Origin of the sequence: Marinobacter flavimaris (assembly GCF_045057155.1) — a bacterium.
In the GTDB taxonomy this organism is placed as follows: domain Bacteria; phylum Pseudomonadota; class Gammaproteobacteria; order Pseudomonadales; family Oleiphilaceae; genus Marinobacter; species Marinobacter manganoxydans.
This window is the reverse complement of record NZ_CP171359.1, coordinates 2,363,385-2,387,321: the sequence shown is the minus strand read 5'-3', so window position 1 is coordinate 2,387,321 and position 23,937 is coordinate 2,363,385. Positions and strand designations below refer to the sequence as shown.

The window sequence follows — 23,937 nt, the reverse complement described above, 5'->3', positions numbered from 1 at the left end:
CGCCCGGCGTCAGTCAGTCCTGATGTCGGGCGCGCCTGTTTTCAGACGTTGGTTAAACAGCATCCGGCGGCCTTCGGCCTCGGCAACGTCCGAAAGATAGAAACTGACCGATGACCCCGGCCCCCTCTGGGCCAGAAGGCCCGCATCGAGAGCGCTCAGGCAGCCGATTTTCGGATAGCCGCCAATGGTCTGCCGGTCTTTCATCAGAACAATGGGCTGACCGTCTTTCGGTACCTGAATAGCCCCATAGGCAATCCCCTCCGAGACAATCCCGTCCAGATCCGAATAGATGGCATCACCTTTCAGTCGATACCCCATGCGATCGATATTCTGGCTGATTTCGTAATCGCACGAGAAAAACTTCTCCCGCTGAACTATAGAGAAGCTCCGATACTGATAGCCGGGAATAACCCCCAGGCGCAGGTGTTGTTGATAATCGGGGACTTCCGGCTCGGGAAGAAAAGCTTCAACAAACGATGCGTTTTTCTCAAACTCCAGCGTATCGCCCTTGGCCAGTTTCGCGCCTTTGCCATCCAGGCCGCCCAGGCCCTCGCGTGCCACGGTGGCGCAACTGCCAAGCTTCATGGCTGGCTTGAATCCGCCGCTGACCGCCAGGTAGGCCCGCAAGCCGTTCACAGGCGTGGTGAAGTCCAGTCTGTCGCCCTTATTGATGTGATGGGTGCGCCAGGGCGCAATGGCCTGATCGTTGATACGGGCGCCCAGATCGCCGCCGGTAATGGCAATGCAGGCCTCATGGTTCGCCTTCAGGCTGAACCTGCCAAAGGTGATTTCGATCTGTGGGGCATCGAGATCATTGCCCAGCAGGCGGTTCGCCCAGAAAAATGCAAACTCGTCCATGGGGCCGCCGGTGGTCACGCCCATATGCTGGTAGCCGTGGCGGCCGGCATCCTGAACAAGGGCCAGCATTCCGGGTTCGAGGACTTCAAAGCTCATCGAGGTTGCCTCCCAGCTCCAGGAATTCGTCCCGGCTTATGGCGCGAAAGCGCACCTGATCGCCGACCTGTACCAGGGCCAGAGAGTCGCTGTCCCAATCCACCATTTTCTGCGGCGTGCGGCCAATGATTTGCCAGCCACCCGGTGTGCAGCTCGGGTAGATTGCGGTTTGGGTGCCTGCGATACCGACGCTGCCGGTAGGGACTTTCAGTCGGGGCGTGGATTTCCGCGGAATGGCAATCCGTTCGTCGGTACTTCCCAGGTAGGCAAACCCCGGAGCGAAGCCGATGGCGTAGACCTGATAAAGCTGTTCACTGTGAATGCGAACGACCTCGTCCCGGGACAGGCCGGCATGCTCGCAGACATCCTCCAGGTCCAGACCCACTTCGCGATCATAGTAGACGGGCAGCTCGACAATGCGGGCGGAGTCGTCTCCGTTGGAGCCATCGTCGCCAGAGTCTATCGCTGAGCGCAACCGGCGTGTGATGGCAAAACGGTCAGCCTGCTCCAGATCCCAGGTCACCAGGATCGACGTGTAAGACGGCACCAGGTCGATGATGAGGTCTGACATGTCACGGCGCAGCCGATCGGTGGCCTGTTTGACCAGGCCAGCGGATTCCGCCCCGATCTGGTCGCCAAAATACACCATGCAGGTGTTTTCGTTGACCGACTCGATCCTCATAGCGCTTCCACGACCTGTCGCATATGCCGTGCAGCGTCGACGGCATGGTAGCTGTCGCCGTGAATACAGATGGTATCGGCCTTGATCGGAATATGTTTGCCCGAGATCGAGGTGACCGTTCCTTCGCGGATAATCTGGGTGACCTGCGCCTCAATGGCTTCGGTTGTCTCGTGCACGGCACCACGAACCGACCGTTTTACCAGTCTGCCCTCGTCGCTGTAGGCGCGATCAGAGAACGCCTCGAACCAGACCTCGATGCCATATTCGTCCGCGCGATCCTTGACCTGTTGCCAGTCCGGCGTTGCCATGACCACCAGGGGGCACTTTGGTGCGTAGGAGCGAACAGCGGACATAACCACGGACAAGGTGGTGTTATCGACCATCATCCGGTTATACAGGGCGCCGTGGGGCTTCACGTAGGAGATGGAAGTGCCATGTACCTGGCAGATGCCGTTGAGCGCCGCCATCTGGTAAACCAGGATAGCCTTGAGCTCGTCCGGGCGGCAGTCCATGTCCCGACGGCCGAAACCGAGCAGGTCCGGGTAGCCGGGGTGGGCGCCGATGGTAACGTTCTGGGCCAGGGCCAGCTTGACCGTGTGATCCATGGTCAGCGGGTCGGATGCGTGAAACCCGCAGGCAATACTGGCCATATCAATGTAGGGCATGACTTCGGCATCCATGCCCTTGGTCCAGGTGCCGAAGCTCTCGCCCATGTCGCAGTTGAGTTTCATTGTGTACCTCCGAAAAACGTTGTGTCCTGCATTATCCCTGGCTCATGGTCTGGGGCAGGTAGGTGACAATCTCAGGGAACCAGCCGATCAGGAAAAGTGCTGCCATGATCAGCAGGAAGAACGGCAGGGCTGCCCGGGCCACGTACAGTATGTCTTTACCTGTCAGAGCCTGGATGACAAACAGGTTGAAGCCCACCGGGGGCGTAATCTGTGCCATCTCTACCACCAGCACAATAAAGATCCCGAACCAGAGCAAGTCGATGCCGGCCTGCTGAACCATCGGCATGACAACCGCCACGGTCAGAACCACAACCGAAATCCCGTCGAGGAAACAGCCAAGCAGGACGAACAGCACTGTCAGGCCGATCAGCAGCTCGAACGGTGACAGGGACATGCTGCCGATCCAGGCAGCCAGCTCCCTTGGGATGCCCAGGAAGCCCATGGCTAGGGTCAGAAAGTGGGCACCAACCAGAATCAGGCCGATCATGCAGGAACTTTTCACGGCTCCCAACAGGCTGTCCTTGAAGCTCTGAATGCTCAGTGAACCGGTTGCGGCCGCAATGATAAGGGCACCAAAAACGCCCAGGGCGGCAGCCTCTGTTGGTGTAGCGAAGCCGGTATAGATCGAACCCAGTACGAAAATGATCAGGCCAACGATCGGGAGCAGCATACGGAGTGCCTTGATCTTGACCGAGAACGTGAGGTTTTCCTTTTTGGTGGTCGGCAGCTGGTCCTTGTTGAGCTTGGCCCAGATCATGGTGTAACCCATAAACATGGCGACCAGCATCAGGCCGGGCAGGGCGCCGGCGATAAACAGGCGGCCAATGGAAACTTCCGCGGCCACGCCATAAACAATCAGAATAATGGAGGGCGGAATCAACAGCCCCAGCGTGCCGGAGCCAGCCAGAGTACCTACCGCCATCTTGTCGCTGTAACCCTGGGCTTTCAGTTCTGGCAGGGTCATTCGGCCAATGGTTGCGGCCGTGGCAGCTGAGGAGCCGGAAACTGCCGCAAAAATGCCACAGCTCAGAATATTCACATGGAGGAGCTTGCCGGGCAGTCCGCCCATCCAGGGGGCCAGACCCTTGAACAGATCCTCGGAAAGTCGGGTACGAAACAGAACCTCGCCCATCCAGATGAACATGGGCAGGGCCGTCAGGGACCAACTGGTACTGGCGCCCCAGCTCGATGTGGCGAACAACAGGCCGATCTGATCGTTGCCTGAGAGCAGCAGGCCCAGAACGCCAATGCCAACCAGCGTCAGAGACACCCACACGCCCACCGCGAGCATCAGGATCATCGCCACGGCCAGTACAATGGAGAGAAACGCGATATCCATTACACGTCCTCCAGGTTCAGCTCGTCTTCATGCTGCTGATAGGACGGTGTGCGCTTGCGAATCACAGCAACCAGATCGTCCAGGATGGCAATGTTGAGTGCGGTCATCCCCAGTGCAACCGGAACCTGCGGGATCCAGATGGGAACGGGAATATAGCCGTGGGAGACCTCCTCGAAAATGTAGGATTCCCAGACCATGTGCCAGCAATAGAATGTCATATAGCAGGCGAGTGCGAACCCGAAAATAAGTACGACCAGCTCCTGCCAGAATCTCGGCCGTGCCGACCACTTCTGGATAACCAGGGTGACCCGGATATGGCCGCCGTTATGAAAGGTGTAGGCAAGACCGAAGAAGGTGGATGCTGCAAGCGCCCAGCCGGACACGTCTTCCGCTGATGGAATGATAAAGCCGAACAGGCGGCCGACGATCTGCGCCAGGATGACGACCATGATCAGGGCGATGCAGAAACCAGCAGCGTAGCCGGATGCCAGATAAAATTTCTCTCGAAGAGAGTTCATAACGGATGCCTCCCGGAACAGCCTCCCGATATTCGGGAGGCTTCCGTTGAGTGAACTTTTAGCGGTAGTTGGAGAGGATAGCGCCGACTTCTTCCGGTGCTTCCTGTTTCCACTCTTCCACCATGATGTCGCCGATCTTCTGGAGTTCGGCCATCAGTTCATCAGACGGTTCGGAGACCGTGATGCCATTTTCCGCCAGAGTGGCGGTGTCTTCAGCGGCGGTCTTGCGAACGCCTTCCCAGCCTTTGGCCTCGGCCGCAGCGGCCGCATCCAGGATCACCTGGCGCTGTTCATCGCTCAGGCGACGGAAAGCACGCTTGTTGACGACCACAACGTTCTTGGGAATCCAGGCCTTGATATCGGTGTAGTGGGAAAGATAATCCCAGGCCTGCCCGTTGGCGCCTGTCGACGGTGAGGTGATCATGGCATCAATAATGCCGGTGCTGAACGCCTGCGGGATCTCGGGCACCTGAACCGTTGTCGGGGTTGTGTTCATCAGGTCAGCGAGACGCGAAGTGGAAGGGCTGTAAGCCCGCATCTTCAGGCCTTGCAGGTCTTCCAGGGTGTTGACCGGGGCTTTGGTATACAGGCTCTGGGCGGGCCATGGCACGGTGTAAAGCAGGGTCATGCCTTCCTTGTCCAGCTGCTTTTCGATCTGGGGCTTGGCGGCTTCCCAGAGTCTTTTGGCATCTTCGAAGCTGGTTGCCAGGAACGGAATGTTGTCGTGTTTGAACACCGGATGGGTGTTGCCCATGATGCCGATGAAGATTTCACCCAGCTGCACCTGACCGGTTCTTACTGCCCGGGGAATTTCCGGGTGCTTGACCAGGGAGGCACCGGAATGAACGGTGATGGTGAGGTCACCATCGGTGCCGTTTTTAATGTCCTCGGCAAAACCGTAGGCAATCTGGGTAGGCAGGTTGGCATCGCCGTAAGGCGTTGGCATGTGCCATTGCTGAGCCTGAACGGATGAAGTCAGCAGCGCCCCGGTAACCAGGGTGGCTGTGGCGAGTTTTTTGAACATAACGAATCTCCCGTGTTTCTGTTTTTTTATCGTTTCAGTTGAACGGCGGCTTCAGAGTACCGCCAGTTCTTCATTCAGCCGCTCGGTAAGCAGCATTTTTCCCGGTACATGGGTTATTGCGAAAGGCAGGCGAGCGTTCTCGAGGGCCAGTTGCGGGGTAACCCCGCAGGCCCAGAACAGCGGAAGTTCGCCCGGCCTGATCGTTACCGGATCTCCAAAATCAGGCTGGTTAACGTCCTCAATGCCAATGAGCGCCGGATCGCCGATATGAACCGGTGCACCGTGGGCCTTTGGCAGGCGGGTCGTAATCTGTATCGCGCGGATTGCATCCGCACCATTGAACGGGCGCATGGAGACCACCATGTTGCCACTGAACGGGCCGGCGGGCCGGGTAGCGATATTCGAGCGGAACATTGAAACGTTCCGTCCCTCGTCCACGTTCCGCACCGAGAGGCCGGCCCTGATCAGGGCATCTTCAAACGAGAACGAGCAACCCAGGACAAAGGTCACCAGGTCGTCCTGCCAGAGGCTTTTGAGATCCGTGACTTTCTCCGCCCGCTCGCCATTCCGGAATACCTGGTATTCAGGTACATCGGTCCGGATATCCAGATCGTGTCCAAGGTCGGGAAGGGCCGGATCTCCGGGTTGAGACATGCCGATCAGGGGGCAGGCAACCGGGTTATTCTGACAGTATAGGAGAAAATCGCCGGCCCATTCGGACGGCAGGATGACCACGTTCCCCTGAAGCAGGCTGTTGGCCTGGCCACTTGTAGGCGCTGTGTGGTCGCCCGAACGAATGCGAGCGCGTAATTCTGAGGCCTGATCAAGCAGGTTGTTCTTGAAATCGGAATACGCACCGGTGTGCATGACGGTAACCCCTGATTGAAATTGTCTTTTACAACTAAATTTCAGGGTATACCGGCTGGTGAAAAAGTCTAATTATCGTTTTTTAGGTCTTGCGATAACTTTTCGTGATGTGTGGTCCGGTCGTATTCGTCGGAGACCATCACTCCAAGGTTCGCTGCCAACTCTGCAATCGGGTTGAAGGGTGCCCCGGAATAGGAGGCTGTGAAGGCGAGTTCTGAGGGCGTCCATGAGGTATTGAGCTGGACCAGGCGGCCGCTTTGCAGTTCGTGCTTGATCACGCTTAGTGGAAGCGTTGAAATACCAATGCCATCAAGGGTCAGCTGCCGGCAGGCTGCCAGTGAACTTGACGAATAGAAGCGCGCTGGAAGGTCGTCCAACTCACTGAATTTCTGGCTGATTTCAGCAAAGGGTTTGGTATTTCGGGCATAGGTAATGACGGGCCACTCGGCGAGCTCTTTTAGTTCCAGAAGCTTGTCTGGAAGATTCAGCTCCGGGCTGGCTACCCAGATCAGCGGGAAACTGCAGAGCGACCGATTCTCAATTTTCGGCTCAGATACGGGGCCCATCAGGAAGGCCAGATCCAGGCTGCGATCCAGCAAGCCGGATCGGAGGTTGCCGGAGACATCCACCGTGATTTCCACATCCAGATTGGGGGCCGTTTCGTGCAGTTCCCGGAAAAAACGCGGCAGCCAGGAGTGCACAATGGTTTCGGAAACCCCGAGCCGGAGAATGCCGGAGAGCGAGGCTCCCCGGTCTGCGCGCTTGCGCAGTTGCTGGGCCATGAAGACAATTTTCTCGGCATAGGGCAGTAGCTCCTGCCCCTTGCTCGTAAGTTTGCTGTGCCCGGACTCGCGCTCGAACAGCCTGACGCCAAGCTCGTCTTCAAGAGCTGCGATACGGTTGGAAATGGCCGGCTGGGTGGTGTGCTGGTGCTCGGCAGCCTTGCGAAAGCTACCCAGCGTGGCAACCCAGATAAAGGTCTCCAGACGCTTGAAGTTCATTGATTCCCGGACCTCAGAGGGGCCTACAGCGCAGCGTAGCGCTCGTGAAGGATGCCAACCCTTTCGACATAGGCCTTTGTTTCGGCGTAGGGCGGTACCCCCTGGTATCGACTGACGGCGCCAGGCCCCGCGTTGTAGGCGGCGGTGGCCAGCCGGATGTCACCATTGAACCGGTCGAGCATCTTGGCCAGATAATGCACCCCGCCACGGATATTCTCGGCAGCCGCCAACGCGTTCCGTACACCCAGTTCTTCAGCCGTGCCGGGCATGAGTTGCATCAGCCCCTGGGCTCCCACCGGGGAGAGGGCTTTTTCATTGAAGGCCGATTCGGCGTGAATCACAGCGCGGACCAGCGCGGGATCAACTCCGAACTCCTGTGCCGCGGTCTGGATTTCTGAATTGAAGGGTTTGGTGAACAGCGGCGTTTTGCGCCAGTCGACGCTGGATTCCGGGTCGCAGGCGTAGCAGTGGAAACGGATAACGTCGAACTCGGCAGCAGCCGGCTGAATACTGCTGTAGGCAACCACGCCGTTGTCATCCGTATAGCGGTAGACGGTGTCGTTACCGCTGGAGGCTCTGGGCTGGCCGGCACTTTTTACGTTGGTGAATTCGACGGTGCCATCCGGGTGCACGATACGCTTGATGCCGTCCGCCAGGGCGGATGCGGACAGGGCAAGCACAAGAGCTGCGATGGATGGGATCAGAAGAGATCTGCCGATGTTCATTACTCACTCGCGAAAGATGCCGTCTGTGGCCGGCTTCAGGTATTCTTTGAATACCGCCGTTGGCTGAATTATACGGGCTTGCGGGTCGGAATAAAGCGCGCGCTGTGTCGTAAAAATGTTACGTTCTGCGTTTAATGCCGGCCAGTTCTCATTCTATGGAGAGGTCCCTCCAGAGCATCATGGTTAACCCGACCGACACACGCAACCTCGTTCTCATCGGCATGCCCGGCAGCGGCAAGAGCACGGTGGGTGTGCTGCTGGCCAAACGTCTGGGTTTCGGGTTTGTCGATACCGATTTGCTCATTCAGGAAGAAGCCGGTCGTACTCTCCAGGCAATTGTAGACCAGGATGGCTACATAGCCCTGCGTCGAATAGAAGAACAGGTGCTTCTCAAACTGGATGTCCGGCACAAGGTTATCAGCACGGGAGGCAGCGCCGTCTACAGTGAACGTGCCATGGAACATCTCAAAAGCAACGGCACCGTCGTGTTTCTCGACATCCCGCTTGAACTGGTTATCGAGCGAATCGGCGATCACAGCATGCGGGGCATTTCCCGGAGGCCGGATCAATCTTTGGACGCCCTGTTCGAAGAGCGTTTTGAACTGTATTCCCGGTATGCGGACGTGACGGTGAAAGGGGAGGGTCTCAATCAGGATCAGGTCTGTGAGGCGGTGGTCGAGAGCCTTATTTCGCCGCAATACTGAACTTCAGTATTAGCTCAAGTTAAGGTGCATCCAGACAGACCTCGCTGCTACAGTCCCATGATGTGTTGGGAGGACTTAATGATGAAGAACTGGACTTACGCACTTGCGATCGTTTTTGCTGGACTGTTTTCAGGAACGGCTCTGGCTGAAACATCACCCGAGGATTCTTCCGTGGAGTCGCTTAAGCAGGAAACCCGTGAGTTGGGTGAGGCGCTTCAGGAGTATGGTTCTGATCAGAAAGAGCAGGCCGAGGATTCGATCAACAAAACATTGTCGGCCCTGGATAAACGCATCCAGGAGCTTGAGCAACAACTCTCGAAAAACTGGGACGATATGAGCGATACCGCCCGAGAGCGGTCCCAGAAGAGCCTCGAGTCGTTGCGAGAACAGAGGGCTCGTGTCCAAAACTGGTATCAGGAACTGAAAGACAGCTCGGCATCCGCCTGGGAGAAGGCTCGAAAGGGATTTTCCGATGCCTATGAAGCGCTTTCAGAGCAATGGAACAACACCGAGGAGGAGTTGCAGGACTCGGAAAAACGCTCCGACAGCATCTGAGCTGGCCCCGCGCTGGTCAAGTCAACTCCGCCCGATCAAGACGTTTCTTCCGGTACTGGTTCGGGCGGCAGTCTCTTTCCCGCTAGATTCTCCATCAGCCGGCAGGTCACCAGGTCGCCCGTCACGTTGATGGCCGTCCGGCACATATCCAGGATTCGATCCACGCCCATGATCAGTGCGATGCCGCTGGGAGGGATGCCCACGGTTTGCAGCACCATGGCAAGGATCACGATGCCTACCCCGGGCGTGGCCGGTGAGCCGATGGACGCGCCCACAGCCATGGCGACCACGAGCGCCATACTGCCCATGCTGAGATCAATGCCGTAGACCTGTGCAAGAAAGATGGTAGCAACGGCCTGGTAGAGTGCCGTGCCGTTCATGTTGATGGTGGCGCCCAGGGGAATCACGAACTGGGAAACCGACGGCCGGACACCGAGCTTGTCTTCGGCGGTTCTTATGGAGAGCGGCATGACGGCCGCCGAGCTGGATGTGGAAAAGGCCAGCAACAGCACATCCCGGGTGTCTTTCAGGAACCGGACGGGGGATTGGCCGGCGAGCAGCTTCAGGATCAGCATGTAAACGCCCAGAAGTACCAGCAAGCCCGCAATGACGGTTGCGACATAGGATGCCATGCCCAGCATTGCCCGGAATCCCAGGGTGGTTGTGAGTTGGGCCATCAGGCCGAACACGGCAATGGGGGCACCAGCGTACGACCGTCATGCAGATTTGCTGGAGGGAATCGAGCAGGTCCAGCATGGGCCTGGATTTTTCCGGGGCCATGCTCACCAGGGCAATGCCGACAATGATGGAGAAGATCACCACCTGGAGCATCTGGCCTTCAACCATGGCATCGAGCGGGTTGCCCGGTAGCAGCCCGATCAGGGTCTTGGGCAGCTCATCCACACCCGGCATGGAGGCAACAGGCACACTGTTTTCCCCGGCCTCAACGGGAGTGCCGAGCCCTGCCATCATTCTGCCGGGGTTGATCAGGTCGCCGATCCAGAGACCTATCGATGCTGCCATGGCCGTCGTGATTACGAAAAAGCCGGTTACCCTCAGGCCCAGCTTTCGCAACTGTTCAAGGTCTTCGCTGGCGGCGAGCCCGCGAACCACCGAGGCAATTACCAGGGGGATTACGATCATCTGGATGGTGGCCAGAAACAGTTGCCCCGGGAAAGCCAGCCAGTTACCGATCAACGTCCCGGTTTCCGGTTCCACGAGTCCCACCGACGGTCCCAGGAGCGTGCCTGTAATCAACCCGAGGAACATGCCAATGAGCACCTTCAGCCAGAGCTTTCCCTGCACCAGCCCCGAGAGGTAGCTGCTGAGATGACGCAGTGGCCGTGGGTAAAAATCGCTCGTCTGGTTTGGCATTGCCTTGAATCTTCCCTGTTTCTGTTGGAGCTACCCTGAAAGCATAGCCCATGCTGGCTCTGCGTTTGTGAGGCAGATCAATCCGGCATCAGGTTGATTTCTTCGGCAGTCAGTGAGCGGTATTCGCCGGCCGCCAGGTCATCGTCCAGCCGGATATTTCCCATCCGTTCCCGATGCAGGGCCGTTACGCGATTACCGACGGCATGGAACATGCGCTTCACCTGATGGTAACGGCCTTCGTAAATGGTCACTCTGGCTTCACAGGGGCTCAGAAGATCCAGGTCAGCAGGTGAGGTGGTGAGTTGCTCGAACTCGAACCAGATGCCCTCCGCGAATCGATGAGGGGTCTCTGGAGAAATCGGATAGGCGGTGCTGACCCGGTAGACTTTCGGGATCTTGATTCGGGGCTCGGTAAGCTGGCGTGACCAGCGGCCATCATTGGTGAGAATCAGCAGGCCCGTGCTGGCGCGGTCGAGTCGTCCGGCAATGTGCAGATCCTCGCGCAGTTCTGGCGAGATCAGCTCCATCACGGTCCGATGGGTGTCGTCGAGCGTTGCACTCAGAAAACCTGCAGGTTTGTGGAGTATGAGGTAATGGCAGGCTTCAGCCTCTTGAATGATATCGCCGTCCATCCGTACGCATGAAAACCGATCCACCTCGGCAGCAGCATCGCGGCAGGTGACGTCATTTACGGCCACCCGACCGGAAGCAATCAGAAAATTGGCCTGACGGCGACTGATGTCATTCCGGTTGCTGAGAATTCGTGAAAGCTTCATGGTGTGAATCGGCTATGCTGAATGTAAACCCCCGATAATAATACGAGGAAATGCCATGCCATTCTCTGTTGATCACCTTGCCGAACTCAATTTGCTGGGCCAATTTCCTTCCACCTCGACTCAGGAAGGGCTCAAGGTTCATGCCCATTCGGCGGCTCCGGAAACTGTGAAGGCCGCCGAAAACCTGCATGCCAAGGGGCTGATCAGCCAGAAAGATGGCGGCTACCTCACGCCGTTGGGGGCAGAGGCAGTGGATCTGACCCAGAAGCTCCAGTCGATTCTCAGTAGCTCATAAAGCGCGGATGACCTGTCCGGCCTTTGAGACCCGGTGCCCTCCCGCGTTAGGGTGAGGCCATGAGCAACTGGAAGAAGTCGCCCGTCCTCTGGATGGGCGGGAGCATTGCCGCCGTTGGGCTGATAGTCGGTCTGCTTTACGCCTTCGGTGTGCATCAGCAGGTCGTTGAGCTTCTGCGCTGGTTTGATACCCAGGGGGCCTGGGCGGCTCTCCTCTTTGTCGGCATCATGGTGCTGGCCATGGTGCTGCTTCTGCCCGGGGTGTTGTTGACCACCGGAGCGGGTTTCGTGTTCGGCGTGTTGGAAGGCACAGCCTACGTGGTGGTGGGCACTACGTTGGGCTCGGCCATTGCCTTTCTGGTTGCCCGGCATTTTCTGGGTGAGCACGCCCGTGTGTACATTCGCAGCCGCGCGCGATTGTCTGTCGTCAGCAACGAAATGGCGCCTCACGGCTGGAAAATCGTACTCCTGACCCGTCTGATCCCTTTCTTCCCCGGCAAGCTGTCCAATTTTCTGTTCGGTCTCACCAACTTCTCGTTTGGCGGTTTCGTTGTCGGCACCTTTTTCGGTGTGATTCCCTTTTCCCTGCATAACGTGTATCTCGGCTCGCTTGCCGCCGACCTGTCAACTCTGGGTGTGCGGGAAACCGGCCGTTCACCCCTGGAGTGGGCCATTTACGGTGCCGGTTTCGTAGGCACGGTAATGGCCGTGGTGTTTCTCAATCGTCTCGCCCGGCGGGCACTCGCCCGTTACAAGGTCGAGACTGAGCCAACAGAACAGGAGGCAAACGAATGAGCTGGATGAAGTGGCTGCCCTGGCGTTACCTGGTAAAACGCGTGGCCCACCGCCATGGTTTCCTCGATCCGATCGCGCTGCTCGGGAAACTTCACAGTTTTGCCCAGCCTTCGGAAGTCGGCGAGCCCATCGAACTGCTCCGGGCCGGCGTGGTTTTCCATGCGCGGGGGCTGATCAACAGTCGGGTCATCCAGCACAACCTCGATTGGGTCTGGCCTTACTGGGTGGAGCGCCAGTTCGACCCCGAAGACATTGCCTTCATTCCCCGGGCATTCTCGATTACCCACATCAATCTCAGTAACCGTAACTGGACGGCCATCGGCCAGCCGGATGTGGATGAGTTGCCCGTGGTGGATCCCCGGGGGTTGCTGACACCGTTCCATGACGGCTGGTCACTGGATGCGTGGCTGCTGGCGGACGATGGCCGGTGCCTTCTGCCCTCTCGTTGCAAAACGGCCCGGCAACGCCAGGAACTTGAGGATGGTCCCTGCGTGGTCACAGAGTCCGAACTGGACGGGCTGGCCCTGACCAGTCGTTCCCGGGTGGTGGTCGAGAACGGCCGGGCGGTTTGCGAAATGGTCGTGAAGGCCCGGGCCGAGACTTCCGGCTCTCTGGTCATATCCTTGCGCCCCGCCAATCCTGAAGGAATCAGCTTTATCAACAAGGTCCGGCTGTCCGAGCAGAGAGACGCCTGGACCATAGATGGCAAGCAGGCGGTGTTTTTCAGTCGCCCGGCAGAGCGTCATCATGTGTCGAACTATCGCGAGGGTGATGTTCGGATTCATCTGCAGGACAAGGAAGACCAGTGCGAAGGGCAGTGCGACGTCGGCATGGTCACCGCAGCGGCCCTGTTCCGGGTCGAAGCAGGTGAGGAGTCGGAGCTCAGGCTCAGGGTGCCGCTGCAGGATGAGTCGGCGCCAGTTATTCGCTCTGACGGCTGGGCGGCCGCCCTTCATGGCCATGCCCGCCTGGAGTGCCCCGACGAAAACTGGCAGTTCCTCTATGACGCCGCCCTGAATTCCCTGGTGCTGCACTCTCCGGAAGATGTGTACCCCGGGCCCTATACCTACAAGCGTTTCTGGTTTCGCGATGCCGCGTTCATTATCCATGCCTTGCTCTGTGCAGGTCTTACAGATCGCGCTGAGCGGGCGCTCTACCAGTTCCCGGCGCGGCAACTGAAAAACGGCTATTTCCGCTCCCAGGAAGGGGAATGGGATGCCAATGGAGAAGTGCTCTGGATTCTGAGGCGGTTCCATGAGCTTACGGGTCGACCTCTGCACCCGGAGTGGCAGGAGCCGGTGCGCAAGGGCGCTCGCTGGATCGAGAATAAACGCCTGAGTGAAAATATCGAAGGGCCTCACGCTGGCCTTTTGCCCGCCGGATTCAGCGCCGAACACCTGGGGCCCAATGACTATTACTACTGGGACGACTTCTGGGGCATCGCCGGCCTGAAGGCCGCCGAATCACTGTTTGCCACGATTGACCGGGAAATCGGCGAGCATTTCGGCGCCGGTGCCCGGGAGTTCAGCCAGACGGTGGATCGCAGCCTGGCAACCTGCGAGCAGCGACTCAAACGACCGGGAATGCCGGCCTCGCCCTATCGCCGCCTGGATGCGGGCGCCATAGGCTCACTGGCGATGGGTTATCCGACCCAGCTGTGTGAGCCGGATGATCCCAGGTTGCTGGACTGTGCCGAATTCCTGCTCGAAAAATGCTTTGTGAAAGGGGCGTTCTATCAGGACATGATTCACTCGGGTCTTAACGCCTACCTCACCCTGCACGTGGCTCAGGTTCTCCTGCGTGCGGGCGATGCTCGATTCCTGGATCTGGTGGATGCGGTGGCTGGCCTGGCATCGCCCACCGGGCAATGGCCGGAAGCCATACATCCGGCGACCGAGGGCGGCTGTATGGGCGATGGTCACCATGTCTGGGCGTCGGCCGAGTGGGTGTTGATGGTCCGCAACTGCTTTGTCCGGGAGGAGGGAGATCGTCTCATTCTCGGAGCTGGTATCCCTCCCCGGTGGCTGGAGCAGGACAAACCAATCCGCTTCGGGCCGGCACCGACCAGTTTCGGATCCGTGTCCGTCACCATTACGCCCCGGCCGGGCGCAGCACCCGAAGTCACCTGGGAGGGTAACTGGCACGATTCCGAGCCGGCTATCGAAGTAAGGCTGCCGGAGACCCGTGCCTGACAAACTGTACTGGTCACGAAACCGGATTTCTGTATCTGTTTTGTTTGCCTGCTAACTTATAAAGTAAGCTGACTGACAAATACATCGAATCCGGTTGAGTTTCATGCGCTCACTGTTTTACTCGTTTTTCGTGCCCGCGCTGTTCGTCTGGCTGTGGAGTACTGGTTTTATCGGGGCCAAGTACGGTCTGCCCTTTGCGGAGCCGTTTACGCTGCTGCTGATCCGCATGCTGCTGACACTGGTGGTGCTTGGAGCCTTGGCCTGGGTCATGAAAACCCGCTGGCCGGGCTGGCGAGGTGCTGGGCACCTTGCGGTCACCGGGATGTTGGTGCATGGCTGCTATCTGGGCGGCGTCTACTACGCGATTCAGGACGGAATGGCGTCCGGAATTGTTTCCCTGATTGTGGGGCTGCAACCCCTGGTGACGGCTGCTGCGGCGGTGGCAATCCTCAAGGAAACAGTCAGCGGACGTCAGTGGATTGGACTTATTTTGGGGCTGGTCGGTGTGGCGCTTGTCCTCCTCGAGAAGTTCGGTATGAGTGGTCAGGCCTCCGGCTTTTCTCCCTGGAGCCTGCTTTGGGCGGGTTTTGCCCTCGCTGGAATTTCCATGGGCACGGTCTACCAGAAACGCTTCGGCGCCAGCGCGGATCTGGTGGCCGGCACGCTGATCCAATTTGCGGCAGCGGCCGCGCTGTTTGCCATTGGAGCCTTCGCCCTCGAAACCCGAGAGGTTGAGTGGAGCCTGCAGTTGCAGTTGTCCATGGCCTGGCTTGTGATTGGGTTATCCACCGGCGCCGTCCTTCTTCTGATGTGGCTGATACGCCAGGGTGCTGCTTCCCAGGTGGCCAGCCTGTTCTACCTGGTGCCTCCGGTTACCGCGCTGGAAGCGTATCTGCTGTTCGATGAGCGCCTTGGAGGACTGGCAATGACAGGCGGGCTCATCGCTATCGTTGGTGTGGCTCTGGTTGCCACCCAGAAAAAACCAGCCTAGGAAGGGTGTCCGGGAGTGGATAATACATGACGGATGCGACCAAAGGGGTCTGGTATGGCCTGAGTGCCTACACGATCTGGGGCTGTTTTCCTCTGTTCTTTGCCCTGTTTGAGGGTGTGCCGGCCTTTGAAATCTTGATTCACCGGATCATCTGGTCCTGTGTTTTTATCGCTGTGGTCATAAGTGGCCTCCGTCGCTGGCCTGCTGTGAGAGCGGCATTGGCGAATCCGAAGCAGCTCTGGCGCGTTCTTGCCTGTGCGCTGCTCATTGCCGCCAACTGGGGCATCTACATTTATTCCGTGGAAACCCGCCATGTTCTCCAGGCCAGCCTGGGCTATTTCCTGACGCCACTGGTGAATGTCGCCCTGGGCATGCTCGTGCTTCGCGAACGCATGGGGCCGTGGCAGATGGCTGCGGTGGTGCTCGCAGGCGTTGGTATTCTGATCCAGCTTGCGATGCTTGGTGAACTGCCGTGGATTTCACTCGCCCTTGCCATGAGTTTCGGTACTTATGGCCTCGTTCGAAAACAGGTGGTGCTCGATGGGCTTTCCGGCCTGTTCGTTGAAACCATGCTGCTGTTGCCGGTCGGCCTGCTGACCTTTGGATGGCTGGCGAGCGAGGGAATGTCGCACTTCGGCGACAGTGCCTACATTGGCAGCCTGCTGATAGCCAGCGGCATTGTGACAGCCATTCCGCTGCTACTTTTTGCCGGTGCCGCCCGGCGCCTGCGGTTGGCGACCGTCGGCTTCCTGATGTACATCAATCCCACCCTGCAGTTCTTTATTGCCCTGCTGGTGTTTGGCGAGCCTCTGAGTGACGCCCAACTGACGAGCTTTCTGGTGATCTGGATTGCACTGGGCCTGTACAGCTGGTCTTCCTGGCACTACCGGCCGCGGGTGCCGGTGGGCCAGGATTGAGTTTGCCACCCTCAGGACTACACCGCTCAGGAGAGTGTCGCGAGCAGATCATTGATGGCCCGGGCGAAGGGCACGGGTGAATCTTCCTGAAGAAAATGACCGCCCTTGAGGGTTACGTGGGGCTGGTCTTTTGCACCTGGAATCCGCTTCTGCATATAGGCGTCGCCGCCCCGAGTGATCGGATCGCCATTGCTGAAGGTGGTCAGAAACGGCTTTTCCCAACGTTCGAGCACTTTCCAGGCGTTCCGGTTAGCCTCACTGGCGGGATCGTCCGGGTGCATCGGCACCAGTCTGGGGAAGGCCCGGGCGCCGGCTTTGTACTTTTTGCCAGGGAAGGGCGCGTCGTAGGCCCGCATTTCATCGGGGCCCAGCTTGCGGAAAGAGCCGGTGTTGATGATCCGTGCAATGGGAAACCAGGGACTGTGCAGGGCAAAATTCTTCCAGATCTTGAAGGCCGGCGGGGCTGTCTGATCGCCGGTAGGTAACATGCCGTTGCCCACCACAATGGCCCGGAACCGTTCCGGATTCTCCGCCGCCAGCCGCAGCCCCAGCAATGAGCCCCAATCCTGGCATACCAGAGTGATGTTGGTGAGTCCGAGCTGATCGAGGAACGACTGCATCCAGTCCATGTGCTGCTGGAAGGAATAGTCGTCAAGGGACGTGGGTTTGTCGGACTTGCCGAAACCGATCAGATCCGGGGCGATAACCCGGTGGCCGGCCGCCGCGCAGATCGGAATCATATGCCGGTAGAGGTAGGACCAGGAAGGTTCGCCATGCATCATCAGAACGGGACTTGCGTCGGCCGGCCCTTCATCCACGTAGTGCATACGCAGCCCGTCCACCTCCACGTAGTGGGGCTCAAACGGGTAATCCAGGAGTCGTTCAAAGCGTTTTTCCGGGGTTCTGACAAAATCCATCGAGCTTGCCTTGTTGTTCATTATTGTGAGGGAATGGTCTAAAGGATTGTGATGGAGCAGGGGAGTAGAGACAAGCGCCATGGCTTATTGGCTGATATGCAATTCCGGTGCTGGCGATGGTGAGCGAGGCCGGGACTTCTGGCTGGAGCACCTGGCAACTGCCGGTATCCACGATCCTCTATGCCGTGACTTTGAGGAATCCGACTGGAGCACCAGGCTCGACGACCGGGACACGCTTATAGTCGCGGGCGGAGACGGTTCGGTAAGCCGGGCCGCCGCCGTTTGCCGGGAGAAGGGGGCCACCCTTGCTGTCCTGCCGTCTGGTACAGCCAACGACTTTGCCCGGAATCTGGGGCTTCCCCACCAGCCGGGAGCGCTGTGTAAGTTGATTGCCAGCGGCCGAACGCAAATGGTGGATGTCGCGGATTATGGTGACGGTATGTTTTTGAACGTTGCCCATGTCGGCATGGGAACCCTCCCTGCACGAGAATCCCGCAGTACCGAAAAAAAGCTCTTCGGGCGCTTCAGCTATGTGGTCGAATTATTACGCCGGCTGAATGCGAAGCGAGGCTTCAGGGCAACCATCCGTTGCGATCGGGGCGTCGTGAAGGGCCGGTGGCTTTCCATCGCGGTGGCCAATGGCGCTTTTTTTGGCGGTGGCAACGAGATTCCCGAGGCATCCGTCAGCGATGGCCAGCTGGCTATTGTCGCGGTCCGGCCACGCCCCATTCTTCAGCTTTTGTTCACGTTTCTTATGGTTCGCCTGAACCGGCAGACTCCTCGGCGCACCAGTACGCTGGTTCATATCAGGAGCCAACGCTGCCTGGTACACACCGGCAAACCTAAGACCGTCACGGCCGACGGGGATGTGGTCTCCAGAACGCCTCTCAACGTAGTCTGCAAGAGCGCCTGCCTGCGTGTGATTGGTGACAGGATTGTCAGTACTGCCGACGGTGACGCCGGAGACGTTATCTCTGGTGGCACCTGAGCTCCACAGAAAGATGGCAGGTTTTCCAGATACGTTTTGTCACTGACTTTTTCCGCAGGAAACGCAATCATGGGTTTTGCTGGCATAATCAACCAAGAAGGCTGACATTAAATGCCAGTGTGTCGCTTTTGCAATCATATCCCTGGTTTATGGCCACTCAATGCGGCCGCCTGACTTCCGTTCCAGCTGAATCGTCGAAAAGGACTAGAGAATGCCCACAGAAACTGCACCGGTCTCCTCGAAGTTAATCACAGGCATTAAAACCGGCCTCATCGCGTTGACCCTTTCGGCCATTGGCCTCCCGGCCCTTGCGGCCGAGCGCCTGTATATCTTTACGGAAAACTACCCTCCCTATAATGCCTCTGAAACCGGGAAAGGGTTCGCCCACAATGAAGACGACATAACCGGTATCTGTGCGGATATGGTCAAGGCGATGCTGTCCCGGGTCGACTATGACTACGTGATGAAAATGCGGGACTGGAGCTATGCCTACAACTGGGTACAGGATCGCGAAAATCATGGTCTGTTCTGCACCGCGCGCACCGACGAACGGGAAGATCAGTTTCAATGGGTAGGTCCCCTGGCATCAATCAAGTGGACGTTGTTTGCCGCGCCAGACTCCGATATCTCTCTGGACTCCCTGGAAGAAGCCAAAGACCTGAGAATCGCCGGGTACAAGGGCGATGTGATGTCCGAGTACCTGGTTGACCAGGGATTCAACGTGGTGATGGGGGTTTCAGGTGGTGTGAACACTCGTCGCCTCACCCTCGGCCAGGCCGACCTGTGGGTGACCGACGGCCTGGTGGGCCCCCTGATGGCAGAGGAAGAGCACGGTATCACCGGGCTGCAGCCGGTGCTGGTATTCCGGGAGACGCCCATGTATCTGGCATTCAGCAACAATACCGATCCGGCTGTGATCGAGGATCTCCAGCAGGCTTTGGACGAGGCCCGTGAGGCTGGAGAGATCGAAAGAATCGCGGCAAGTTACGAGTAAGCAATCAGGAATGGGCGGAATGATCAGAACCAGAGCCCGATCTGCGGATCGGGCTCTTTGCGTTCGATCAGCAACCCGTTCTTCTCAAGCATGCCAATGAGCTTTTCGGTATCCTCGATGTTCAGAAAACCGCCAATTGATACTTCGGTATCCCGATGGGTCAGAGAGAGCTTAGCCGGTGTGAACGGGTGCGGCGGTGAGGCAACCCTGAGCCGCGCATAACGGGTGGGAAGGGTCCACTCGGCCTGCTTGCGCTTTCTGCCTTTCTCCAGACGAATGTCCTCATCGTCGATGGACAGCACCTCCTGCCGCTGGCACTCCCGTGAGGTCAGGTAGATGCCGCAAGCGAGCGCAATCAGCTCCAGCCCGGCAAACGGAATAATCACCCAGGCGCCCATAAGCGTAAAGCCCGTTGCGATAAGGGCTGAAAGCACGAACAGGGCGGCCCAGATCCGGACATTGCCATGCCAGCTGAGGGAACGGTTGGGTGTCAGGACCAGCCGGAAACCATCCGGATGTGGCAAGCGTTCCACCATGGAATCTGCCTCAGTTTTAACGCGCCGCTAGACTTGATGATAGTCAATTATACGGTGAGTGCGACTTGATCAGATCTGACAGTCGGCTGGAGGAACCGTTTCAAAAACCGAGCGGGCAGTCTCCAGCTGATTTTGAAGGGAGGCAATGCGGGTGTCGTGATTCGGATGGGTGGATAGAAATTCCAGCGGTTGTGCGCCCGAAGCCTGCGCCATGTTCTGCCAGAGCCTGACACTCTGGCCCGGTTCAAAACCGGCCCGGGCCATGATTTCCAGGCCCATCAAATCGGCCTCCTCCTCATGGGCACGACTGAACGGCAGCGTAATACCCAGTTGGGCGCCAATGCCCAGAGCCTGCTGTATCTGGTTCTCCGCAATTTCACTTTCGGTGAACAGGCCCACCAGCAGCATTCCTGCTTGCAGGCCCAGTTCCTGGGTCAGGCGTTCATTGCCGTGGTCGGCAAGAACATGGGCTATTTCGTGACCAATCACCGTGGCCAGCTGGGCCTGATTTTCGGCCAGTTCAAGTAGCCCTGAATGCACGCCGATCTTGCCTCCGGGGAGGGCAAAAGCGTTGGGTGTGGCATTTTCAAAGACGGCAATCTCCCAGGACTGTGGCATTGGAGCGTCCGGATATCGGGTGTGGGCGGCGCTGACCAGAGCTTCCGTAATACACTGTACTAAGCGGTTGATGTCAGGCCTTCTGATTACGGCATTTTGCTGCTTTATCTGCGCGAAGCTTTCCTGGCCCATATCAGCCAGAACAGCTTCGGGAACCAGGGCCAGGCGGTTCCGGCCGGTAGGGGATTCCTGGCAGCCGGTAAGGAAGATGACAGTCACGAGGATAAGCAAAAGCGATTTCAAGCAGGTCTCCGTTACCCGTAAAGTAAAACTCTGATTCTATCGTTAGTATTCGCGGTCGGGGAGACTTACGCCATCCTGTCAGCGTTTGTTGCGGGTCTTTGGTAGGATGGTAAGTCGGTTATGGGGGAAAGACGATTATGAGGGTGATGTTGCTGGGCGCTACCGGCCTGACTGGTGGCAAAGTGCTACAGGGTTTGCTGGGAAGGGAGGAAGTTTCGCAGGTGGTGGCGCTGGTGAGACACAAGCTGCCGACGCTGCATGACAAACTGGCACAGCATGAAGTCGATTTCGATCGCTTGGAGGATCACGCCGAACTGTTCGACGTAGATGTGATTATCTGCTGCCTGGGCACCACCATCAAAAAAGCGGGCTCACAGGATCAGTTCCGGAAGGTGGATCTGGGCTACCCGATGAAAGCGGGTGAGCTGGGCCGCTCCCGTGGAGTGCGAGCGTTCATCCTGATGTCTGCGATCGGTGCCTCGTCGTCGTCGACTATTTTCTATAACCGGGTAAAGGGCGAGCTTGAAGACGCCCTGAGAGATCTCGACTATCCCTACCTGTCCATCTATCACCCGAGTCTGTTGTTGGGCGATCGCAAAGAACAGCGCACCGCCGAGGCCCTTGGCATAAAAGCGATGCCGCTGGTGAACCGTCTGCTGATCGGTCCCCTAGATAAGTACCGCGGCATTGAGGCGCAAACAGTGGCCAGTGCCATGGTCAATGAGGCCTGCCATCTGGCGGCAGAACCCGCCGCCGAGCAGGTGGTCCAGACGCGCGAGTACGATGAGATCGTCCAGCTGGCGGGCTGAGCCGGTTATTTCCCGTTCAGAATCCCGACAACCAGACGGCCAGCCAGGCCAAGCAGAATGGCCCCGAAGATACGCTCGAACCACACGGCTTTCTGTCTGAGCAGGGTCAGCCATTTCGGGTTGGAGAACAGCCAGGCAACGATCAGGTACCAGCTGGTATCAATGACAAGGGCGGTTGCGGCATAGCCGAACTTGGCCATCAGGCTGGTGTCGGTGCCCACGACCTGGCTGAACAGGGCCAGGAAGAATACCGCGATTTTCGGGTTGAAGAAGGCAATCAGAAAACCGTCACGGGCCGCACTTTTGGTGGTGGGCGGCTCGGGCAGTTCGTCATCCGCCTGCCGCTTTGCCATCAGTCCTTTCACGCCCAGCCAGGCCAGGTACAGGGCGCCGCCCCATTGCAGAATTGAAAACGCCGTTGGCGAGGCGGTGATGATGGCGGCGAGCCCGAGGATGCTCAGAAAGGCATAGATGCCGACACCGATGCCATGGCTAAGAGCGGTCATGATGCCATTGCGCCGACCACCGGTGAGCGTCTGCTTGAGCACCAGTGCCAGCGAGGGTCCCGGGGACATAGCGCCCAGAATGCAGATGGTGACCACGGTCAGCCAGGTTGCAAGCGTCATGGTGGGTCAGTCCTTTGCAATTGAAACAGGCTGCCGATTCTAGCAGCCTGTCCGCCGGTAAAAACCTGGAAACTGCAATCAGTTCAATGCTCAATCACCCGCCAGAATCCACCTGGCGGCCTTCTCGGCAATCATCAGGGTTGGCGAATTGGTGTTGCCGCTGGTGATCGTGGGCATTACCCCAGCATCCACCACGCGCAATCCCGCCACACCCCGGACCCTCAGGTGTGGGTCCACTACTGCCTGTTCATCATCGGCTCGCCCCATACGGGTAGTGCCCACCGGGTGAAAGATCGTGGTGCCGATGTCGCCCGCCAGCTTCGCCAGCTCGTCGTCGGTCCGGTACTCAAGTCCGGGTTTGAATTCCTCCGGCTGGTACTGCATGAACGCGGGCTGTTCGGCAATGCGGCGCGTCACCCGCAAAGAGTCTGCCGCAACTTTCCGGTCTTCCGGCGTGCTCAGGTAATTGGGGGATATCGCCGGCGCCTGTTTTGGATCGTTGCTGCGGATGCGCACCGTACCCCGGCTGGTGGGGTTCAGATTGCAAACGCTGGCAGTGATGGCCGGGAAATTGTGAAGCGGCTGCCCGAAGGCGTCCAGGCTAAGGGGCTGCACATGGTATTCGATGTTGGCGTAATCGTATTCCTCCGAACTGCGGGTAAACAGACACAGCTGTGAGGGCGCCATACTCATCGGCCCCGAGCGTGTAAGCAGGTATTCCAGGCCGATCCTGGCCTTGCCGATCAGGGAGTTGGCCATGGTGTTCAGCGTTGTGACCCCTTTCACCTTGTACACAGACCGGATCTGCAAGTGATCCTGGAGGTTCTCGCCAACGCCGGGCAGGTCGGCAACTACATCAATGCCGTGTTCCTTGAGGAGGTCGGCGGGACCAATGCCCGAGAGTTGGAGCAGCTGCGGGGAGCCAATGGCGCCAGCGGAGAGGATAACTTCCCGTTTTGCCCGGGCGATAACGTCATCTCCGCCAGACCGCTCGACCCGAACGCCGACACAGCGAGGTCCGGAGCCGGCGTTTTCTGTCTCGAGCCCTAATACATGGGTTGAGTGCCACAGGGTCAGGTTGGAACGTTTTTCCGCGTTCCTCAGGAACGCTTTGGACGTATTCCAGCGCCAGCCGGAGCGCTGGTTCACCTCAAAGTAATCCACGCCCTCGTTGTCGCCGCGGTTGAAATCCCGGGTCCGGGGTATGCCCGCCTCGACGCAGGCAGTGGCAAAGTCCTCCAGCACTTTCCACTTCAGGCGCTGATGCTCCACACGCCATTCCCCGCCGTGACCGTGGTACTTGCGGTGCTCCGGATCGGCATCGCCGCCCTCATCAAGGCGGTAGTGATCTTCATGGCGCATGAAATCGGGAAGACAGTTGTCCCAGTTCCAGGCGTCCTCGCCGGTAATTTCGGCCCACTGCTGGTAATCACGGGCCTGACCACGAATATAGAGCATCCCGTTGATGCTGGAGCAGCCACCCAGAGTCTTGCCGCGGGGGTAGATGAGGGATCGGCCGTTCAGGCCAGGATCGGGCTCGGTACGGAAACGCCAGTCTGTTCGCGGATTGTCGATGCAGTACAGGTAGCCCACCGGGATATGAATCCAGTGATAGTTATCCCGTCCGCCAGCCTCGATCAGTAGCACCCGATTCTCCGGGTTTGCGCTCAGCCGGTTGGCCAGCAGGCAGCCGGCAGTGCCGGCGCCGATAATGATGTAATCGAACTCCTGATGTCCCGTCGCATTGTTGTTGTCGGACATGGCGTT

At 58.4% G+C, this 23,937-nt stretch carries 26 protein-coding genes and 1 pseudogene; 10 read left to right on the top strand and 17 right to left on the bottom strand.

Features of this window, described 5'->3' with window-relative positions; genetic code table 11:
* Positions 1-9: 9 nt before the first annotated feature.
* From ACGK9W_RS11175 to ACGK9W_RS11135, 9 genes are all read right to left on the bottom strand, one after another.
* A complete protein-coding gene (locus tag ACGK9W_RS11175) occupies positions 10-954 on the bottom strand; it encodes a biotin-dependent carboxyltransferase family protein (protein WP_053112790.1) in 945 nt (314 codons plus the stop codon).
* Positions 944-1,636: a 5-oxoprolinase subunit PxpB gene (pxpB, locus tag ACGK9W_RS11170; RefSeq protein WP_405416831.1), complete on the bottom strand. Its 693-nt coding sequence runs from the start codon at positions 1,634-1,636 to the stop codon at positions 944-946. The genes ACGK9W_RS11175 and pxpB overlap by 11 nt, the downstream gene beginning before the upstream one ends.
* Entirely contained in the window at positions 1,633-2,367 is a 735-nt protein-coding gene (locus tag ACGK9W_RS11165; protein WP_053112789.1) for a 5-oxoprolinase subunit PxpA, read from the bottom strand. The genes pxpB and ACGK9W_RS11165 overlap by 4 nt, the downstream gene beginning before the upstream one ends.
* A gap of 31 nt (positions 2,368-2,398) precedes the next feature.
* Entirely contained in the window at positions 2,399-3,706 is a 1,308-nt protein-coding gene (locus ACGK9W_RS11160) for a TRAP transporter large permease (protein ID WP_405416829.1), read from the bottom strand.
* On the bottom strand, positions 3,706-4,224 hold the full coding sequence (locus tag ACGK9W_RS11155) for a TRAP transporter small permease (RefSeq protein WP_014577955.1): 519 nt from the start codon (positions 4,222-4,224) through the stop codon (positions 3,706-3,708). Before ACGK9W_RS11155 ends, ACGK9W_RS11160 begins: the two co-directional genes overlap by 1 nt.
* A 58-nt stretch (positions 4,225-4,282) precedes the next feature.
* Positions 4,283-5,248 carry a TRAP transporter substrate-binding protein gene (locus tag ACGK9W_RS11150; protein ID WP_014577954.1) on the bottom strand — a complete coding sequence of 322 codons (966 nt, stop codon included), beginning with the start codon at positions 5,246-5,248 and terminating at the stop codon, positions 4,283-4,285.
* A gap of 51 nt (positions 5,249-5,299) precedes the next feature.
* Positions 5,300-6,115, bottom strand: a complete 816-nt coding sequence (locus ACGK9W_RS11145; RefSeq protein WP_405416826.1) for a putative hydro-lyase — start codon at positions 6,113-6,115, stop codon at positions 5,300-5,302.
* Positions 6,116-6,183: 68 nt separating this feature from the next.
* The gene (locus ACGK9W_RS11140; RefSeq protein ID WP_104269841.1) at positions 6,184-7,116 is read right to left on the bottom strand and encodes a LysR family transcriptional regulator; all 933 of its coding nucleotides are present in this window, start codon (positions 7,114-7,116) and stop codon (positions 6,184-6,186) included.
* A 23-nt stretch (positions 7,117-7,139) separates the two neighbouring features.
* Entirely contained in the window at positions 7,140-7,841 is a 702-nt protein-coding gene (locus ACGK9W_RS11135; protein ID WP_062781562.1) for a lytic transglycosylase domain-containing protein, read from the bottom strand.
* A 179-nt stretch (positions 7,842-8,020) separates the two neighbouring features.
* Between ACGK9W_RS11135 and ACGK9W_RS11130 the strand changes: the two genes are divergently transcribed.
* Both ACGK9W_RS11130 and ACGK9W_RS11125 read left to right on the top strand, forming a co-directional pair.
* Positions 8,021-8,545, top strand: a complete 525-nt coding sequence (locus ACGK9W_RS11130) for a shikimate kinase (protein WP_104269843.1) — start codon at positions 8,021-8,023, stop codon at positions 8,543-8,545.
* Positions 8,546-8,623: 78 nt separating this feature from the next.
* Positions 8,624-9,100, top strand: a complete 477-nt coding sequence (locus ACGK9W_RS11125) for a hypothetical protein (protein ID WP_088556610.1) — start codon at positions 8,624-8,626, stop codon at positions 9,098-9,100.
* 35 nt (positions 9,101-9,135) lie between these two features.
* Here the strand turns inward: ACGK9W_RS11125 and ACGK9W_RS11120 are convergent, their stop codons facing one another.
* The 3 genes and pseudogenes from ACGK9W_RS11120 to ACGK9W_RS11110 all read right to left on the bottom strand — a co-directional run bounded on the left by ACGK9W_RS11120 (position 9,136) and on the right by ACGK9W_RS11110 (position 11,250).
* Positions 9,136-9,777, bottom strand: a complete 642-nt coding sequence (locus tag ACGK9W_RS11120; RefSeq protein ID WP_405416825.1) for a dicarboxylate/amino acid:cation symporter — start codon at positions 9,775-9,777, stop codon at positions 9,136-9,138.
* Between the two features lie 85 nt (positions 9,778-9,862).
* Positions 9,863-10,369, bottom strand: a pseudogene (locus ACGK9W_RS11115) (dicarboxylate/amino acid:cation symporter); the annotation flags it as partial.
* A gap of 182 nt (positions 10,370-10,551) precedes the next feature.
* Positions 10,552-11,250 carry a pseudouridine synthase gene (locus tag ACGK9W_RS11110; protein WP_405416823.1) on the bottom strand — a complete coding sequence of 233 codons (699 nt, stop codon included), beginning with the start codon at positions 11,248-11,250 and terminating at the stop codon, positions 10,552-10,554.
* A gap of 55 nt (positions 11,251-11,305) precedes the next feature.
* On the opposite strand from ACGK9W_RS11110, the gene ACGK9W_RS11105 reads away from it, so the two are divergent.
* The 5 genes from ACGK9W_RS11105 (at position 11,306) to rarD (ending at position 16,439) form a co-directional block, all read left to right on the top strand.
* Positions 11,306-11,545, top strand: a complete 240-nt coding sequence (locus tag ACGK9W_RS11105) for a TIGR02647 family protein (protein WP_008173849.1) — start codon at positions 11,306-11,308, stop codon at positions 11,543-11,545.
* 59 nt (positions 11,546-11,604) lie between these two features.
* On the top strand, positions 11,605-12,339 hold the full coding sequence (locus tag ACGK9W_RS11100) for a TVP38/TMEM64 family protein (RefSeq protein WP_008173851.1): 735 nt from the start codon (positions 11,605-11,607) through the stop codon (positions 12,337-12,339).
* On the top strand, positions 12,336-14,531 hold the full coding sequence (locus tag ACGK9W_RS11095) for a hypothetical protein (RefSeq protein WP_405416821.1): 2,196 nt from the start codon (positions 12,336-12,338) through the stop codon (positions 14,529-14,531). The genes ACGK9W_RS11100 and ACGK9W_RS11095 overlap by 4 nt, the downstream gene beginning before the upstream one ends.
* 103 nt (positions 14,532-14,634) lie before the next feature.
* Positions 14,635-15,522 carry a DMT family transporter gene (locus ACGK9W_RS11090; RefSeq protein WP_014577944.1) on the top strand — a complete coding sequence of 296 codons (888 nt, stop codon included), beginning with the start codon at positions 14,635-14,637 and terminating at the stop codon, positions 15,520-15,522.
* A 26-nt stretch (positions 15,523-15,548) separates the two neighbouring features.
* Positions 15,549-16,439, top strand: coding sequence for an EamA family transporter RarD (gene rarD, locus ACGK9W_RS11085; RefSeq protein ID WP_405416818.1), 891 nt, complete (start codon positions 15,549-15,551; stop codon positions 16,437-16,439).
* Between the two features lie 26 nt (positions 16,440-16,465).
* Here rarD and ACGK9W_RS11080 read toward each other — a convergent pair whose 3' ends face one another.
* Positions 16,466-17,356: a haloalkane dehalogenase gene (locus ACGK9W_RS11080; RefSeq protein ID WP_053112781.1), complete on the bottom strand. Its 891-nt coding sequence runs from the start codon at positions 17,354-17,356 to the stop codon at positions 16,466-16,468.
* 79 nt (positions 17,357-17,435) lie between these two features.
* On the opposite strand from ACGK9W_RS11080, the gene ACGK9W_RS11075 reads away from it, so the two are divergent.
* Together ACGK9W_RS11075 and ACGK9W_RS11070 are read left to right on the top strand one after the other, a co-directional pair.
* On the top strand, positions 17,436-18,344 hold the full coding sequence (locus ACGK9W_RS11075) for a diacylglycerol/lipid kinase family protein (protein WP_405416816.1): 909 nt from the start codon (positions 17,436-17,438) through the stop codon (positions 18,342-18,344).
* 211 nt (positions 18,345-18,555) lie between these two features.
* On the top strand, positions 18,556-19,338 hold the full coding sequence (locus ACGK9W_RS11070) for a substrate-binding periplasmic protein (RefSeq protein ID WP_405416815.1): 783 nt from the start codon (positions 18,556-18,558) through the stop codon (positions 19,336-19,338).
* A gap of 23 nt (positions 19,339-19,361) precedes the next feature.
* Here ACGK9W_RS11070 and ACGK9W_RS11065 read toward each other — a convergent pair whose 3' ends face one another.
* A complete protein-coding gene (locus tag ACGK9W_RS11065; RefSeq protein ID WP_092033567.1) occupies positions 19,362-19,874 on the bottom strand; it encodes a DUF2244 domain-containing protein in 513 nt (170 codons plus the stop codon).
* A 69-nt stretch (positions 19,875-19,943) separates the two neighbouring features.
* Complete coding sequence (locus tag ACGK9W_RS11060; protein ID WP_405416813.1) at positions 19,944-20,735, bottom strand: M48 family metallopeptidase; 792 nt, start codon at positions 20,733-20,735, stop codon at positions 19,944-19,946.
* 137 nt (positions 20,736-20,872) lie between these two features.
* On the opposite strand from ACGK9W_RS11060, the gene ACGK9W_RS11055 reads away from it, so the two are divergent.
* A complete protein-coding gene (locus ACGK9W_RS11055) occupies positions 20,873-21,544 on the top strand; it encodes an NAD(P)H-binding protein (RefSeq protein WP_104269849.1) in 672 nt (223 codons plus the stop codon).
* 5 nt (positions 21,545-21,549) lie between these two features.
* Here ACGK9W_RS11055 and ACGK9W_RS11050 read toward each other — a convergent pair whose 3' ends face one another.
* Both ACGK9W_RS11050 and ACGK9W_RS11045 read right to left on the bottom strand, forming a co-directional pair.
* Positions 21,550-22,170, bottom strand: coding sequence for a LysE family translocator (locus tag ACGK9W_RS11050; RefSeq protein WP_092033575.1), 621 nt, complete (start codon positions 22,168-22,170; stop codon positions 21,550-21,552).
* 90 nt (positions 22,171-22,260) lie between these two features.
* Positions 22,261-23,931: a GMC family oxidoreductase gene (locus ACGK9W_RS11045; RefSeq protein WP_405416810.1), complete on the bottom strand. Its 1,671-nt coding sequence runs from the start codon at positions 23,929-23,931 to the stop codon at positions 22,261-22,263.
* Between the last annotated feature and the right edge of the window lie 6 nt (positions 23,932-23,937).

What these genes read in the sequence shown, in the direction of transcription:
- ACGK9W_RS11160 (WP_405416829.1), bottom strand. Translation starts at nt 3,706, where the DNA reads ATGGATATCGCGTTTCTCTCCATTGTACTGGCCGTGGCGATGATCCTG.
- ACGK9W_RS11175 (WP_053112790.1), bottom strand. Translation starts at nt 954, where the DNA reads ATGAGCTTTGAAGTCCTCGAACCCGGAATGCTGGCCCTTGTTCAGGAT.
- ACGK9W_RS11135 (WP_062781562.1), bottom strand. Translation starts at nt 7,841, where the DNA reads ATGAACATCGGCAGATCTCTTCTGATCCCATCCATCGCAGCTCTTGTG.
- ACGK9W_RS11105 (WP_008173849.1), top strand. Translation starts at nt 11,306, where the DNA reads ATGCCATTCTCTGTTGATCACCTTGCCGAACTCAATTTGCTGGGCCAA.
- pxpB (WP_405416831.1), bottom strand. Translation starts at nt 1,636, where the DNA reads ATGAGGATCGAGTCGGTCAACGAAAACACCTGCATGGTGTATTTTGGC.
- ACGK9W_RS11050 (WP_092033575.1), bottom strand. Translation starts at nt 22,170, where the DNA reads ATGACGCTTGCAACCTGGCTGACCGTGGTCACCATCTGCATTCTGGGC.
- ACGK9W_RS11080 (WP_053112781.1), bottom strand. Translation starts at nt 17,356, where the DNA reads ATGGATTTTGTCAGAACCCCGGAAAAACGCTTTGAACGACTCCTGGAT.
- ACGK9W_RS11055 (WP_104269849.1), top strand. Translation starts at nt 20,873, where the DNA reads ATGAGGGTGATGTTGCTGGGCGCTACCGGCCTGACTGGTGGCAAAGTG.
- ACGK9W_RS11075 (WP_405416816.1), top strand. Translation starts at nt 17,436, where the DNA reads ATGGCTTATTGGCTGATATGCAATTCCGGTGCTGGCGATGGTGAGCGA.
- ACGK9W_RS11065 (WP_092033567.1), bottom strand. Translation starts at nt 19,874, where the DNA reads ATGGTGGAACGCTTGCCACATCCGGATGGTTTCCGGCTGGTCCTGACA.
- ACGK9W_RS11150 (WP_014577954.1), bottom strand. Translation starts at nt 5,248, where the DNA reads ATGTTCAAAAAACTCGCCACAGCCACCCTGGTTACCGGGGCGCTGCTG.
- ACGK9W_RS11140 (WP_104269841.1), bottom strand. Translation starts at nt 7,116, where the DNA reads ATGAACTTCAAGCGTCTGGAGACCTTTATCTGGGTTGCCACGCTGGGT.
- ACGK9W_RS11155 (WP_014577955.1), bottom strand. Translation starts at nt 4,224, where the DNA reads ATGAACTCTCTTCGAGAGAAATTTTATCTGGCATCCGGCTACGCTGCT.
- ACGK9W_RS11125 (WP_088556610.1), top strand. Translation starts at nt 8,624, where the DNA reads ATGATGAAGAACTGGACTTACGCACTTGCGATCGTTTTTGCTGGACTG.
- ACGK9W_RS11070 (WP_405416815.1), top strand. Translation starts at nt 18,556, where the DNA reads ATGCCCACAGAAACTGCACCGGTCTCCTCGAAGTTAATCACAGGCATT.
- ACGK9W_RS11110 (WP_405416823.1), bottom strand. Translation starts at nt 11,250, where the DNA reads ATGAAGCTTTCACGAATTCTCAGCAACCGGAATGACATCAGTCGCCGT.
- ACGK9W_RS11045 (WP_405416810.1), bottom strand. Translation starts at nt 23,931, where the DNA reads ATGTCCGACAACAACAATGCGACGGGACATCAGGAGTTCGATTACATC.
- ACGK9W_RS11145 (WP_405416826.1), bottom strand. Translation starts at nt 6,115, where the DNA reads ATGCACACCGGTGCGTATTCCGATTTCAAGAACAACCTGCTTGATCAG.
- ACGK9W_RS11095 (WP_405416821.1), top strand. Translation starts at nt 12,336, where the DNA reads ATGAGCTGGATGAAGTGGCTGCCCTGGCGTTACCTGGTAAAACGCGTG.
- rarD (WP_405416818.1), top strand. Translation starts at nt 15,549, where the DNA reads ATGACGGATGCGACCAAAGGGGTCTGGTATGGCCTGAGTGCCTACACG.
- ACGK9W_RS11120 (WP_405416825.1), bottom strand. Translation starts at nt 9,777, where the DNA reads ATGGCCCAACTCACAACCACCCTGGGATTCCGGGCAATGCTGGGCATG.
- ACGK9W_RS11130 (WP_104269843.1), top strand. Translation starts at nt 8,021, where the DNA reads ATGGTTAACCCGACCGACACACGCAACCTCGTTCTCATCGGCATGCCC.
- ACGK9W_RS11165 (WP_053112789.1), bottom strand. Translation starts at nt 2,367, where the DNA reads ATGAAACTCAACTGCGACATGGGCGAGAGCTTCGGCACCTGGACCAAG.
- ACGK9W_RS11090 (WP_014577944.1), top strand. Translation starts at nt 14,635, where the DNA reads ATGCGCTCACTGTTTTACTCGTTTTTCGTGCCCGCGCTGTTCGTCTGG.
- ACGK9W_RS11100 (WP_008173851.1), top strand. Translation starts at nt 11,605, where the DNA reads ATGAGCAACTGGAAGAAGTCGCCCGTCCTCTGGATGGGCGGGAGCATT.